Source organism: Streptomyces himastatinicus ATCC 53653 (genome assembly GCF_000158915.1).
Lineage (GTDB): Bacteria > Actinomycetota > Actinomycetes > Streptomycetales > Streptomycetaceae > Streptomyces > Streptomyces himastatinicus.
Genome location: NZ_GG657754.1, coordinates 1,418,684 through 1,432,540 on the forward strand (window position 1 = coordinate 1,418,684; position 13,857 = coordinate 1,432,540).

Annotated in this window: 9 protein-coding genes, 3 pseudogenes and 2 riboswitches; of the genes and pseudogenes, 4 read left to right on the forward strand and 8 right to left on the reverse strand. The window is 71.4% G+C overall.

All coding sequences use genetic code 11. The annotated features are described in order from the left end of the window. Positions 1–1,052: VWA domain-containing protein (locus SSOG_RS05385; RefSeq protein ID WP_039936638.1), on the forward strand; the 1,052-nt coding region annotated here is incomplete at its 5' end. 25 nt (positions 1,053–1,077) lie between these two features. On the opposite strand, the pseudogene SSOG_RS46640 reads toward SSOG_RS05385, so the two are convergent. Beyond that, a pseudogene (locus SSOG_RS46640) lies at positions 1,078–2,573 on the reverse strand (glutamate-cysteine ligase family protein). A 457-nt stretch (positions 2,574–3,030) separates the two neighbouring features. Here SSOG_RS46640 and SSOG_RS05400 point away from each other — a divergent pair. Next, entirely contained in the window at positions 3,031–3,618 is a 588-nt protein-coding gene (locus SSOG_RS05400; RefSeq protein ID WP_009713197.1) for a hypothetical protein, read from the forward strand. 268 nt (positions 3,619–3,886) lie between these two features. Beyond that, complete coding sequence (locus tag SSOG_RS05405) at positions 3,887–4,093, forward strand: DUF5999 family protein (RefSeq protein WP_009713198.1); 207 nt, start codon at positions 3,887–3,889, stop codon at positions 4,091–4,093. Between the two features lie 76 nt (positions 4,094–4,169). Here SSOG_RS05405 and gcvP read toward each other — a convergent pair. Then, positions 4,170–7,069 (reverse strand): annotated as a pseudogene (gene gcvP / locus SSOG_RS05410) (aminomethyl-transferring glycine dehydrogenase). A gap of 64 nt (positions 7,070–7,133) precedes the next feature. Further along, positions 7,134–7,261, reverse strand: a riboswitch (glycine riboswitch). Beyond that, positions 7,262–7,359: riboswitch (glycine riboswitch) on the reverse strand. It abuts the riboswitch before it with no gap. Positions 7,360–7,489: 130 nt separating this feature from the next. Here gcvP and SSOG_RS05415 point away from each other — a divergent pair. Then, a complete protein-coding gene (locus SSOG_RS05415; protein WP_039936641.1) occupies positions 7,490–7,807 on the forward strand; it encodes a PRC-barrel domain-containing protein in 318 nt (105 codons plus the stop codon). Here SSOG_RS05415 and SSOG_RS05420 read toward each other — a convergent pair. The 6 genes and pseudogenes from SSOG_RS05420 to SSOG_RS05445 all read right to left on the reverse strand — a co-directional run bounded on the left by SSOG_RS05420 (position 7,797) and on the right by SSOG_RS05445 (position 13,305). Beyond that, positions 7,797–9,293 carry a DNA polymerase IV gene (locus SSOG_RS05420; RefSeq protein ID WP_078510570.1) on the reverse strand — a complete coding sequence of 499 codons (1,497 nt, stop codon included), beginning with the start codon at positions 9,291–9,293 and terminating at the stop codon, positions 7,797–7,799. The genes SSOG_RS05415 and SSOG_RS05420 overlap by 11 nt on opposite strands. Positions 9,294–9,353: 60 nt before the next feature. Then, a complete protein-coding gene (locus SSOG_RS05425) occupies positions 9,354–9,980 on the reverse strand; it encodes a MerR family transcriptional regulator (protein ID WP_009713202.1) in 627 nt (208 codons plus the stop codon). Between the two features lie 168 nt (positions 9,981–10,148). Next, the gene (locus SSOG_RS05430) at positions 10,149–10,622 is read right to left on the reverse strand and encodes a bifunctional nuclease family protein (protein ID WP_009713203.1); all 474 of its coding nucleotides are present in this window, start codon (positions 10,620–10,622) and stop codon (positions 10,149–10,151) included. A gap of 52 nt (positions 10,623–10,674) precedes the next feature. Further along, positions 10,675–11,456 (reverse strand): annotated as a pseudogene (ftsR, locus tag SSOG_RS48190) (transcriptional regulator FtsR). 21 nt (positions 11,457–11,477) lie between these two features. Beyond that, positions 11,478–12,332 (reverse strand): FHA domain-containing protein, encoded by an 855-nt coding sequence (locus SSOG_RS58360; protein WP_420719480.1) that lies wholly within the window; start codon positions 12,330–12,332, stop codon positions 11,478–11,480. Positions 12,333–12,465: 133 nt separating this feature from the next. Beyond that, positions 12,466–13,305 (reverse strand): DUF881 domain-containing protein, encoded by an 840-nt coding sequence (locus tag SSOG_RS05445; RefSeq protein WP_009713206.1) that lies wholly within the window; start codon positions 13,303–13,305, stop codon positions 12,466–12,468. Positions 13,306–13,857 lie beyond the last annotated feature (552 nt).

Below are 13,857 nucleotides of genomic sequence, written 5' to 3' on the forward strand. Positions count from 1 at the left end.
CCAGGACCGACACCGCCCTGCTGAAGACGGTGCCCCGGCGCAACCAGGCGGTGGTCCTGTCCGAGCAGGCCGCCTTCGCCCATAACGCGGAGGCCGACGACGACTCCCGTCTCGACCTGTTCTATCCGAAGGACGGCACGGCCGAGCTGGACTACCCGTACACGGTGCTCAACGACCGTGAGCTGACGACCGTACGGGCGCGGGCCGCCACCCGCTTCCTGACGCTGCTCACCGACGCCCGCGGCCGCCGGGCCCTGAAGAAGGACGGCTTCCGGACGGCGGACGGCAAGGTCAGCGAGCCCGTGGCGCAGGCCGCGGGCGGCCGCACCCCGCAGCCGTACGCGGTCACGCCCTCCCCCGGGCCGTCCGCCCGGGAGGTGGAGGCGGCCCTGGGCATGTGGACGATCACCGTGCAGAGCGCCCGGCTGAACACGGTCGTCGACGCCTCGGCCTCGATGAGCGACCCGGTGCCGGGCCGCCCCGGGGAGAGCCGGATGGACGTCACCAAAGCGTCGCTGCGGCAGGCCCTTTCACGCTTCAACGCCGGGGACGAGATCGGGCTGTGGGAGTTCTCGACCGAGCTGGACGGCGACCGCGACTACCGTGAACTGGTCGCGACCCGCCGCCTCGGGGCGCGCACCCCGGACGGAACCGGCCAGCGCGCCGAGCTGGCGGCCGCCTTCGACGCGCTGAAGCCGCTCCCCGAGGGCTCGACCGGGCTGTACGACACCACGCTGGCCGCCTACAAGAAGGCCCAGGAGACCTTCGTACGGGGCAAGTTCAACGCGGTGGTGATGCTCACCGACGGCGCGAACCAGGATCCGGGCAGCATCTCGCGCGGCGCGCTGGTGAAGGAGCTGAAGCGGCTGGTCGACCCGGACCGACCGGTGCCGCTCATCGCCATCGCGGTCGGCCCGGACGCCGACCAGGCCGCGTGCCGCGAGATCGCGCAGGCGACCGGCGGCTCCGCACAGCAGGTGAACGACCCCGCGCAGATCAACACGGCCATGCTCAAGGCCATCGTCGCCGCGGGCGAATCGGGCGCGGGGTGAGGTCCGCGCGGAGTGGTGTCCGGCGTCAGGCGGACAGGTCGGCGGGCCAAGTGTGGACGGGTGCGTCGGTCCGCATCAGGGCGCAGTAGCGGCGGGTCATGGCGGCGAGCGCGGCGTCCCGCCCCAGCCCGCTGTCCCGCGCCCGGTGGTAGGTCGCGGCCTGCCAGGACGCGCCGTTGACCCGCAGGGCGCAGCGCTGCTCGATCACCCCGAGGTAGCGGTCGCGGTCGGCGGGCTCGACGCCCCACGCGTCCAGTCCGGCGGCGGCCAGCGGCAGCAGCTCCTCGAGGACCAGCCGTACGGCGGGGGTGCGCGCCAGGGAGGAGGAACGGCCGGGCTTCGGCCATTGCAGGACCGTGTCGATGCCGTGGCGGCACGCGGCGTCGAAGTTGGCCGCGGCGGCGCTGAACGGCAGCCGGGTCCACACCGGACGGGGCTCCTCGGCGAGCGCCCTGACCAGCCCGTAGTAGAAGGCGGCGTTGGCGATGACATCGGTGACCGTGGGGCCCGCGGGCAGCACCCGGTTCTCCACACGCAGATGCGGCACGGCGTCCAGTCGACGTGGACGCCGTGGGTGTGTGCGGTGGCCAGGGCGGTGAGGAGGGTGTGGTTCTCGTCCCGCTCGCGGTGCAGGACAGGGACGAACACGACGTCGTCGGCGTCGTCGGACAGCAGCGGGGGGAAGTAGCGCAGGTTCTCCTCGAAGAGCTGGTATGCGTCGGTGATCCAGCGCTCGCCGAACCAGGTGCGCGGCCGCACCCCCTGCGTCGCGTATTCCGGTGCGCGCACATCGGTGGCCTGGAGGAACAGCGGCGGGCGGGATTCCCGCCACACCTCGCGGCCGAAGACGAACGGGGAGTTGGCGCCGATGGCGATCTGCACCGCGGCCACGGCCTGCGCCGCGTTCCACACGGCGGCGAAGCGCCCGGGGGTGACCTGGAGGTGCAGCTGGACGGAGGTGCAGGCGGCCTCGGGGGCGATGCTGGCGCTGGCGTAGCTGATGCGCTCGCGGCCCTCGATATCGATGAGGAAATCCTCGCCGCGGGCGGCCAGCATCTGTTCGTTGAGAAGTTTGTAGCGATCGTCGTAGGACAGGTTGGCCGATCCGAGATCCCGGGTGGCCAGCGTCGGCAGAATTCCGATCATCACGATCTCGGAGGACACCTCACGCGCCTTGCGATCGGCATATGACAGTCCCGTTCGCAACTCTTCCGAGAGCTGATCGAGAACCCTGCCGTGCAAACGATGCGGCACGATGTTCACTTCAAGATTGCACTGTCCGAGTTCGGTCTGGAAATCGTGACTCGCGATGCGCTCCAGAACCTCTGTGTTCATCATCCTCGGCAGCCCGTCTGCGCCTGCGAGATTCAGCTCGATCTCCAGCCCCATGAGATTCTTCGGGCGGTCGAATCGCTTGTCGGCCAGGAGCCGGGACAGCGCGTCCAGACACTGCCGCAACCGTCCGCGCTGCCGCTGCCGACCCGAAGGATCGAACTCACCGGCTACGACCTTCTCCCCCATCGGAGCACCTCCTCGAGTGGATCATCGGCGCCCGCACCGCGCACACCACGCTCGATGATGCCCGCCAATGTGATCGATAACGCCCCGCGCGGCCCGCCCAGCCGGTAGGCTCTCAAGAGCGCCGCATTGCTCCAGGAAAATGGATCGGTGGGATCCAGCCTACCGCGGCGGACGTAAACCGCCAGGTCATATCCGTGCATCAGGCACCGAATCGGGGGAAATCCCCGCGTCCGCACGGACCGGAAATCACCTTGTGCGCAATATCGGGGACAGGTAGCCGAAACACGCCCGGAACATGAGTCGTATAAACTCGCTTTACGAGGCAGAGAGATAACGCCCGGACAGTTCGTCCCGGCCCCCTCTGACCCGCGTACCGAGCTACGTACACCGACAGCGCGCGTCCATACCCTGGCCCGCTATCGCTCCACCGTGTCTCCGAAGTGAGAGGCGACCCACCATGCCGCTGCTCGTGCCCCCGGCCCCCGCGCCCGCCCTGCGCAGCGTCCTCACGGCCCTTGGTTCCCCCACCGCTGTCCGTGAGGTCCGTACCCCGGCACTCAGCTCTCTTCCCGGCCCCTTCGAACCCGAACTCCCGCTCCCCGTCCACGTCCTGGACGACATCACCACACCCGCCGGCCCGCCGCAGGTCAGACTCACCGGCTGGCGTTTCATGCTCCGCGACGGCAACCGCACGGTGGCCGCCGCCGAGGCCAGGCTCACCGCCGACGGCTGGGCCTTCTCGCACTTCTCCGAGGGGCCGTACGTGGCCTCGGCCGAACTCGCCCTGCGCCAGGCCGAGTCGCTGCCGTCGGCCTACCAGCCGCGGCTGCTGTCCATTCCCGAGCTGTACATGGTCGCGCTGTGGCTGCACGGCGACCCCGCAGCGGACGCCGCCGAGGGCGGCATCGAGGCCGGGGACCTGCTGGTGCCGCTCGCCCCGGCACCGCCCGGCATCGCGGCCCACCACCCGCACCCCGCGGCCGATCTGCTGCCGGTCCTCACCCATCGGCTGACCTCGGCCCCGCTGCTGGGTACCCCGGCCTGACCTGCCCCTTCCGCGACGGACGGCGCGCCCCGTGGTCCACCGGGCCGCGGGGCGCCGCGCTGCGGCCGGGTAACAGTCCCGCCACGGTGAACCGTCCGGTCGGGTGATGCGTCATTATCTAGCAAGACCGGTGCCGCGAAATCCCTGCGGAATCCGTGCCGCAGGGCAACACTGGGACCATCCGACCGACACACAACGGGGGGCGGCCTACATGAACGCCGCAGCGAGCAGCAGGACATACACCTCACCGCAGCGAAAGAACCTCGCCATGTGCCAGCATCAACCACCGTGCCCGTCAGCCGACTCCGCCGACCGGGAGGCCGCCCATCTCGTGGCGCACCACCCGGAGCAGGGCTGGAGTCTGCTGTGCAACGGTGTCCTGCTCTTCGAGGACACCGGCGAGCTGCTGCCGGACGGGCGGATCATCGCCCCGTGCCGACCGCTCGCCACCGAGCACGTCGTGACCGCCGCCTAGGCTGACCACCTACGCGGCATGGCATAACCAGGGGCCGGCCCGGCGAGCACCCGCCGAACCGGCCCCATCGTTGTGTTCAGTTCTCGTACGACTCCATCGGCGGGCACGAGCAGACGAGGTTGCGGTCCCCGAACGCCCCGTCGACCCGCCGCACCGGCGGCCAGTACTTGTCGGCGGCCGAGACCCCGGCCGGGAAGACCGCCTCTTCCCTGGTGTACGGGTGGTCCCACGATCCGCTCAGCGTGGCGGCCGTGTGCGGCGCGTTCCGCAGCGGGTTGTCGTCCTTGGTCCACTCCCCCGAGCCGACCTTGTCGATCTCGGCGCGGATCGCGATCATCGCCCCGCAGAACCGGTCCAGCTCCGCCAGGTCCTCGCTCTCCGTCGGCTCGATCATCAGCGTCCCGGCGACCTGGGAACGACATCGTCGGCGCGTGGAACCCGTAGTCGATCAGGCGCTTGGCCACATCGTCGACCGTGACTCCGGTCGCCTTGGTGAGCGGCCGCAGATCCACCACGCACTCGTGCGCCACCAGCCCGCCGGGCCCGGTGTAGAGCATCTGTTAGTGCGGCTCCAGCCGCTTGGCGATGTAGTTGGCGCCGAGCACCGCGGCCTGGGTCGCGCGGCGCAGCCTTTTTTGCGCCTATCAGCCGGATGTACGCCCAGGAGATCGGCAGGATGCCCGCCGAGCCCCACGGCGCGGCCGAGACCGGGCCGACGCCGGTGGCCGGGCCCGCGGCGGGCTGAAGCGGGTGGTTGGGCAGGTACGGCGCGAGGTGCTCGCGCACCGCGACCGGGCCGACGCCCGGACCGCCGCCGCCGTGCGGGATGCAGAACGTCTTGTGCAGGTTGAGGTGGGAGACGTCGCCGCCGAACCGGCCGGGCTCGGCCAGCCCGACGAGCGCGTTGAGGTTGGCGCCGTCCACGTACACCTGGCCGCCCGCGTCGTGCACGGCCGCGCAGATCTCGGTGATGTGCTCCTCGAACACCCCGTGGGTGGACGGGTAGGTGACCATGAGGACGGCCAGCTGCTCACCGTACTGCTCGATCTTGGCGCGCAGGTCGGCGGCGTCCACCTCGCCGTCCTCGCCGGTCTTGACGACGACGACCTTCATTCCCGCCATGACGGCGCTGGCCGCGTTGGTGCCGTGTGCGGAGGACGGGATCAGGCACACGGTGCGCTGCGGCTCGCCGTTGGCCCGGTGGTACGCCCGGACGGCCAGCAGCCCGGACAGCTCGCCCTGCGATCCGGCGTTCGGCTGGAGGGAGACCTTGTCGTAGCCGGTGACATCGGCCAACCGCTCTTCCAGCTCCCGGATCAGCGTCAGATAGCCGTGGGCCTGCTCGACCGGCGCGAAGGGGTGCAGCGCGCCGAACTCCGGCCAGGTGACCGGCTCCATCTCGGTGGTCGCGTTGAGCTTCATGGTGCAGGAGCCGAGCGGGATCATGCCCCGGTCCAGGGCGTAGTCCCGGTCGGCCAGCCGCCGCAGGTAGCGCAGCATCGCGGTCTCGGAGCGGTACTGGTGGAAGACCGGGTGGGTCAGGTACGTGTCCGAGCGGAGCAGCTCCGCGGGGAGCGCGTCGGCCGTCGCGGCGTCCAGCTCGTCGATGCCGCTCGCGTCCCCACCGTCGACGCCGAAGGCGGACCATACGGCGGCCAGCTGGGCGCGGCCGGTGGTCTCGTCGCACGCGATGCCGACGTGGTCGGCGTCGGTCAGCCGGAGGTTGACCCCGGCCTCCCGGGCGGCGGCGACGACATCGGCGGCCTTGCCGGGGACGCGCGCGGTGAGGGTGTCGAAGAACGCGCCGTGCACCAGCTCGACGCCGCCCGCCCGCAGCCCCTCGGCGAGGACGGTGGCGTAGCGGTGGGTGCGGCGGGCGATGCCCGCGAGCCCGTCCGGGCCGTGGTAGACCGCGTACATTCCGGCCATGACCGCGAGCAGGACCTGCGCGGTGCAGATGTTGCTGGTGGCCTTCTCGCGGCGGATGTGCTGCTCACGGGTCTGGAGCGCCAGCCGGTACGCCTTGTCCCCGTCGGCGTCCACCGAGACCCCGACGAGGCGGCCGGGCAGGCTGCGGGCGTGGGCGGCGCGCACGGACATGAACCCGGCGTGGGGGCCGCCGAAGCCCATGGGCACGCCGAACCGCTGGGTGCTGCCGACCGCGATGTCCGCGCCCAGGTCCCCGGGCGAGGTCAGCAGGGTGAGCGCGAGCAGATCGGCGGCGACGGTGACGATCGCGCCCAGCTCATGGGCCCGCTCGATGACCGGGCGCGGGTCGCGGACGGCGCCGGAGGCGCCCGGGTACTGGAGCAGCACGCCGAAGACACCGCGCTCGGCGATCTCGTCCGGGATGCCGTCGGTCAGATCGGCGACCACGACCTCGACGCCGGTCGGCTCGGCGCGGGTCTCGATGACCGCGATGGTCTGCGGCAGACAGTCGGCGTCGACCAGGAAGACACCCTCCTTGACCTTGCCGACGCGGCGCGAGAGCGCCATGGCCTCGGCGGCGGCCGTGGCCTCGTCCAGCAGCGAGGACCCGGCGGTGTCCAGGCCGGTCAGATCGGCGACGACGGTCTGGAAGTTGAGCAGGGCCTCGAGACGTCCCTGGGAGATCTCCGGCTGGTACGGGGTGTAGGCGGTGTACCAGGCGGGGTTCTCGAGGACGTTGCGCAGGATCACCGGCGGGGTGAAGGTGCCGTAGTAGCCGAGGCCGATCATGGACGGCAGCACCTGGTTGCGGTCGGCGAGCGCGCGCAGCTCGGCGAGGACCTCGGCCTCGCTGCGGGCCGGCGGCAGCTGAAGCGCCTCGGCGCTCTTTATGACCTCGGGGACGGCGGCGGCGGTCAGCTCGTCGAGGGAGCCGAAGCCGACCTGGGCCAGCATCTTGGCCTGCGCTCCGGCGTCGGGGCCGATATGACGCTGCTCGAATGGAGTACCGCGCTCCAGTTCGGCGAGCGAGATGCGGTGGGTGGTCATCAGCGGGGGCCTCCTGGTCTGTGACGACCGGCGAGGGGCACCGCGGCGCGCGGGTGCCCGGATGGCCTCCCCCTCTGTCATCTCAACCTGAGAGCTTCACCGGCCCGTTCGTGCCTGACCGGCTTTCACCGTCGGTGAGGAGGGGTTCCGGAGCCTGTGCTCCCCGTGGCCCACCCTGCTTTCCAGAGTGACCTCGCCCGCACGGTACGTGTGCCTGAGAGATTCCGGGGAGGATTTGCTCCTTCGGCGCCCCCGACACCATTGTCGAAGGACTCTCCCGCACGGGGTCTACAGCCACAGCCAGCGTACCAGCGCGTCTTACTGGCGGGAGGGGTTGGCCGCCAGGTGCTCGAGTGGCCGCGTACGGGGATGTGGCTTTTGGTAGGTATCACCGGATCATCGCCACCTGTGGGAGAGAGCGTGCAGACGGACATCGACCCGCGGACCCTGATCGGCCGCAAGGCATTCGACCGCGAGGGCGCCAAGATCGGCACTGTGGACGAGGTCTACCTCGACGACGCGACCGGCGAGCCCGAGTGGGCGGCGGTACGCACCGGCCTGTTCAGCCGGGACGTCTTCGTACCGCTCGAACCGAGCGAGGTCGTCGGCGACGCACTGCGGGTGCCGTACGACCGGGCGCTGATCAAGGACGCCCCGGACCTGGGGGTCGGCCGCCATCTCTCCCCGGAGCAGGAGCTCCAGCTGTACCACCACTACGGGCTCGACGTCACCGGCTGAGCGTCCCGGCCGGATGCTCGGCGGGCTCGGCAGGCTCGGGCGGATCGGGAGGCTCGGCGCTTTCGGGAGGCTCGGCGCTTTCGGGGGACCGGACCAGCGGCAGGGGCTCGCCCGGCTCCAGCTCCGGATCGTCCACGGCGAACGTCCGCACCCGGCCGGGCCCCGACCAGGGCACCTCGAACCGCACGGTCACCCGCCCCACCCCGCTGCCCTGCACCCAGCCCTCCCCGTACTCCGCGTGCCGCACATCGACCCCCGGCAGCCACACCCGTGGCCTCCCGGAGCCCTCAGCGGCCTCTGGGGCGCCCGGGCCCTCCGGCTCCGGCACCTCGGCGCCGGAACCTCTCTCCGGGTCCTCCACGGCGCCGTGAGCGGCCTGAGCAGCTTCGGCTGCTTGGGCGGCTTCGGCGGCCTGAGCTGCTTGGGCGAACAGATCCTCCTGCGTGTAGTCCGCGAGCCCCGACACGCCCACCCCCAGCAGCCGCACGCCCGCCGTGGTGTCCACCCCGTCGATCAGCCGCGCCGCGGCCTCCCTGACCACGCCGGGGTCGTCGGTCGGCCCGCGCAGGGTCTCCGAACGGGTCAGCGTCGAGAAGTCGTACCGCCGCACCTTGATCACGACCGTGCGCCCCGAACGGCCCGCCTCACGCAGCCGCCGCACACAGCGGTCGGCCAGCCGCGCCACCTCCAGCTGCACCCGGGTCCGGTCGGTCACGTCGACGTCGAAGGTGTCCTCCACCGAGATGGACTTGGCGTCCCGCTCGGCGACCACCGGCCGCTCGTCCCGCCCGCTGGCCATCAGATACAGCGACGCCCCGTGGGCCCGGCCCAGCAGCCGGACCAGCTCCGCCTCGCCCGCCTCCCGGGTCTCCGCGACGGTGTGGATACCGACCCGGCGCAGCGCCTCCGCGGTGGCCGGGCCGACGCCCGGGAGGGTGCGCACCGGCATCGGATCCAGCAGCTCCCGCTCCGTACCGGGCTCGATGACCGTCAGGCCGTCCGGCTTGGCCTGCTCGGAGGCGATCTTGGCGAGCATCTTGGATCCGGCCAGGCCCACCGAGCCGGTCAGCCCGGTCACCGCGCGGATGTCGGCCCGCAGCCGCTCCGCCACGGCCCGCGCCACCGCCACCCGCGGCTCGGTGCCGCCCGCCTCCAGGTCCACGAACGCCTCGTCCAGGCTCAGCGGCTCCACCAGCGGCGACAGCGCCCGCAGCAGCCCCATGACCTGGTCGCTGACCTGGCGGTAGAGCGAGAAGCGGGGGGTGAGATAGGCCGCGTTCGGACAGAGCCTGCGGGCCTGCGCCATCGCCATGGCCGAGTGCACCCCGAACACCCGGGCCTCGTACGACGCCGTGGCCACCACCCCGCGCGGCCCGAGGCCCCCCACGATCACCGGCTTCCCGCGCAGGCTGGGCTTGGCCGCCTGCTCCGCCGAAGCGTAGAAGGCGTCCATGTCCAGATGGAGAATCGTCGGCGCACCCCTCACACGTCCGATGCTGCCGCACACCACTGACAATCGGCGCCCGGCCGCGGGGTGGGAGCGCTCTCAGCCCGCCCGGTTGCGGCGCCGGGCGAGTTCATCGGCGGGGTTGTGACCCACCAGGGTCTCGCCGGTGTCCACCCGCTCGCCGTGCAGCTGGGACAGCGCGCTCTCCACGTCGCGCCACACCACGCCCACGGCGATCCCGAAGACACCCTGGCCGCCCTGGAGGAGGTCCACGACCTCGTCCGGCGAGGTGCACTCGTACACCGTCGCGCCGTCGCTCATCAGCGTCATCTGGGCCAGATCGTCCAGGCCCCGGGTGCGCAGATGCTGGACGGCGGCGCGGATGTTCTGGAGGGACACGCCGGTGTCCAGCAACCGCTTGACGATCTTGAGGACGACCACGTCCCGGAAGCTGTAGAGCCGCTGGCTGCCCGACCCGTACGCGGGCCGCACGCTCGGCTCCACCAGGCCCGTGCGCGCCCAGTAGTCCAGCTGGCGGTAGGTGATGCCCGCGGCGGCGCACGCGGTCGGGCCGCGATATCCGACCGTCTCCGTGCCCCCCGCGGCGGGCTCCCGTGGTGCCGTGGGCTGTGCCGCGACCCGAGCCTTCAGTGCCGGATCGGCCGGTGCGCTCCCCTGGAGCGCATACGGACCGCCGGCTGCCGTGCCGTCGCCGGTGCTTCTCACGCCGACCTCCGTCCTCGACCTGCCTTCTCGAAGGTAGGCAGTCACCCGGGGTGCGTCAACGATCGCCACACTCGGCACGCCGAGTGATAATCACCCTGAGAGTGGTTTCCCGTGTCCCTCGTCCGGGAAAGGCTACTCGAATGCGCTAGCGAGGTCCGGCAGACCGCTTCACTGGCTGCTGCTTCCGAAGTCCTCGGGCGAGATCTGGTCGAGGAACTCGCGGAACTTCTCCACCTCGTCCTCCTGCTCGTCCGGGATGGCGATGCCGGCGTCGTCGAGCACGCCGTCGCTGCCGTAGATCGGCGTCCCGGTGCGCAGCGCGAGCGCTATGGCGTCGGACGGCCGCGCGCTGACCTCCACACCGCTGGCGAAGACCAGCTCGGCGTAGAAGACCCCCTCCCGCAGATCCGTGATCCGGACCTCCGTGAGCGTCTGGCCGACCGCTTCGAGTACGTCTTTGAAAAGGTCGTGGGTCAGCGGGCGTGCCGGAGCCATGCCCTGCTGTGCGAAGGCGATCGCTGTCGCCTCCCCTGGTCCGATCCAGATGGGGAGGTAGCGGTCGCCTCCCACTTCACGCAGGAGCACGATCGGTTGGTTGGAGGGCATTTCCACCCGGACACCCACGACGTCGAGCTCGTTCACACAGCAACCCTAGGACGTGCCCGGCCGGTTTGGATAGTCGGGGCCGGATCGGTCAGTGCGCGGCGGCCCGCAGAGCCGACTGCACCAGGGCCGCGTGCAGCCGGACGGAGAGGGTCGCCAGCTCGCGCGCACTGGCCTCCGCATGCGCTCTGGTCTGCGGGTTTCGATGCAGGCGCAGCGGCGCGACCACCTGCTCGACCAGTCCGGCCTCGCGCTCGGCGGCTGCTTTCATGATCCGCAAATGGCGTGGCTCCAGACCGAAGCGACCCAGCTCGGCGAGCAGCCGGGCGACCCGTTCACGGCTTGACGTCGTAACCCGCCGCCGTCGTCGTGCACGATCAGCCCGTTCGAATCCCCAGTCGGCCAGGTTCCGCCTCGCTGACCTTGCGCGGATGCCAGCAGGTTTGGGCCCGGGCCACCCGGGCCCCGGTGTGGGGCTCCCAGGAGCCACAGCCCCCTGGTCGATCCCCCGGCTCTCTCCCAACAGGTGGCGATGATCCCGGTGATACCTACCAAAAGCCACATGCTCCGTACGCTCCCAGGGCCTCCAAGGGGCGGCCAAACGCCCTTGAGTAGCAGGTAGTGGTCACGCTGCATGCGGAGGATGAGAGCGAGCCGCTCCACATCCTCCTCACTGAACTTGCGGTAGCCCGACGGCGTGCGCCGCGGCTCCACCAGTCCTTCGGACTCCAAGAAGCGGATCTTGGAGATGGTGACTTCGGGGAACTCGTCGCGCAGCAGATTCAGCACGGTGCCGATACTCATGGACCGGCCGCCCGGGCCGCCCGCGGGGGCGGTGCCGGTACCGGCACCGCCCGACGGTGTCTGAAGCATGGACGGACCTCCCCTGGCGGGTCAGATGCCGACGCCCCGCTGGCTCGGGTAGAAGACCACTCGGTACTTACCGATCTGCACCTCGTCGCCGCTGGTCAGGACCACCGGCGCGTCGATCTGCTCCCGGTTGACGTACGTCCCGTTGAGGCTGCCGACGTCGGCGACGGTGAAGCTGCCGTCCTGGCCGCGCCGGAACTCCACATGGCGGCGGGAGACCGTCACGTCATCCAGGAAGATGTCGCTCTGGGGGTGACGGCCGGCCGTGGTCAGATCGCTGTCCAGCAGGAAGCGACTGCCCGAGTTCGGCCCGCGGCGGACCACCAGCAGCGCGGAACCCAGCGGCAGCGCCTCCACGGCGGCCTGGGCCTCCGGGCTGAGCGACGGCAGCGGGTTCTGCCCGGTCACCTCGGAGTCGTACGCCTCGATACCGGAGATGGAGATCGTCGACGTGGTCTCCGAGGCACGCTCCGAGGGCGCCTGGCCCCGCAGGGGCGCGCCGCAGTTGGAGCAGAACCGGCTGTCCTCCGCGTTCCGATGCCCGCACCTCGTACAAACAGGCAATCCGGGACCTCCACCACTACGCGAGGCCGATGGGTCCTCGAAACCTATGCGCCCGGCCGCCGAGGGGTCAACAGAAGACGCGCCCTGGCCGCCCGAAATGTCACCGCCCTGGCCGCCGACCTGATCCCGGAACAGCGGGCGCTCCTCGCTCCCCCCTCCGCTTTCGTCCGCACCACGCCCCGCGCGGTGGCGAGCGGTGCTGCTGCCGCCGTCCTGGCGTGCACTCTTCCCGAACAACTTCCCGAACAACTTCACGGGCGATTCCCCTTGACTGAAACAGACCCGCCCGTGGGGCAGGACAAACCCTCGATGCACACACCAGCAGACGGTCCGGACATCCTCACAACGTCCGTGACCACCAGACAGTTTCCATCACGCGCGACTCTTCTGGTGCGTCGACCCCCCGCATCCACATGGTCTCGCCGAGAGACCCACATATCGAACCGCCTCACCGTGATGACGACCGAGCGTAGTCAGGGCGCTTCCCTGACCGCAAGGCGTCCACAACGATCTTCTTCTCCTGCCGAACGGACACGGTGGCCTGCTCCTTCTCCAGACTCTGCACCACTCCGCCCGGAATGTTCAGCGCGGGCTCCAGATCCTCCGGCTTGCCGATCACCTTCACGACGTACGGCTGCGTCACTTTCCGTCCATCGATCTCCACCGAGCCGCCGGCGTCCGAGAAGTAGGAGTTGGCGACCACTCGGACCTTGCCGATCTGGATGGCCTCGGCGCCCGCCGCCCGCAGCTCCTGCACCGTGTCGAGCAGCATGTCGGCCTCCACGGAGCCCTGGGAGTCGTCGATGGTGATCGTGATCCCCGGTCCCTGCGCGGCGACCGTGCCCGCGAGCACGCCCAGCTGCTGCTCCTTCTGGAGCGTCTGCTTACGGGCCTCCTCCGCCTGGTCCGAGCTGTTCTCCAGCTCGGTGCGCTGGTTCTCCAGGCGGCGCTTCTCGTCCTGAAGCCGCTGGGTACGCGAGTCCAGCTCGTCCAGGATCCGCACCAGGTCCTCCTGGCGGGCCCCGCGCAGCACGCTGTTCTCGTTGGTCGAACGCACCTGGATGGCCAGGCCCAGGCCCAGCCCGAACAGCAGCACGGCGACGATCAGCTGCGCCCGGGTCACCCGGGGCGGCCACACGCCCTTCAGCAGCCGCTGCCGACCGGTCAGCGACTCCTCCTTCGCGCCCTCGGGCTTCCCTCCGGGCGCGGACCCGTTCCGCGGCCCGCCGCCGCCATTGCCCGCGCCATCGGCCGGGCGCCGCCCGTTCGGCCCCGACGCCGAGGGCAGCCCCGCCGCCCCGGGGCCCCGGGGCGGCCCGCCCTGGGGCGCCGGACCGCGGCCGCCCTGCGGTGCCGGACCGCGGCCGCCCTGCGGTGCCGGGCCCTTGGGCGCCTGGCCCTGGGGGCCCGGACCCTTAGGAGCCTGGCCCTGGGGAGCCTGGCCCCTGGGAACCGGGCCGCGGGGCGGGGCGTTCTGCGGCAGCGGGGCCCTGAGGGGTGGACGAGGGCCGCCCGGCCCGCTCGCCCCGGGGCGCGTCGCCTGGGGCGCCGGAGGCTTCAGCGGCGCGGCCTTGCGCCCCTCCGCCGCTCCGGGGTGCTCGGGCATCCCGCTCGCCTCCGTGCGCTTCTCCGGCGGCTTGGGCAACGCCCCCTGCCCCGGTCCACCCTGCGTACCCGGCTGCCCGGGCGCGCGCTGCTGCCGCGGCTGCCCGGGTCCCTCGGACGCGCCGGTCCGCTCGGGTGCGCCCTGCTGCCGCGGCTGCCCGGGTCCGCTCTGCGGTCGCGGCTTCGCAGACTGCTCGGAGTCGCCAGGCTGCTCGGAGCCACTCCGCCGCGCCGA

Excerpts from the sequence above, each read along its gene's own strand:
- SSOG_RS05405 (WP_009713198.1), top strand. The coding sequence starts at position 3,887 with ATGTGCCAGCATCAACCACCGTGCCCGTCAGCCGACTCCGCCGACCGG.
- SSOG_RS05400 (WP_009713197.1), top strand. The coding sequence starts at position 3,031 with ATGCCGCTGCTCGTGCCCCCGGCCCCCGCGCCCGCCCTGCGCAGCGTC.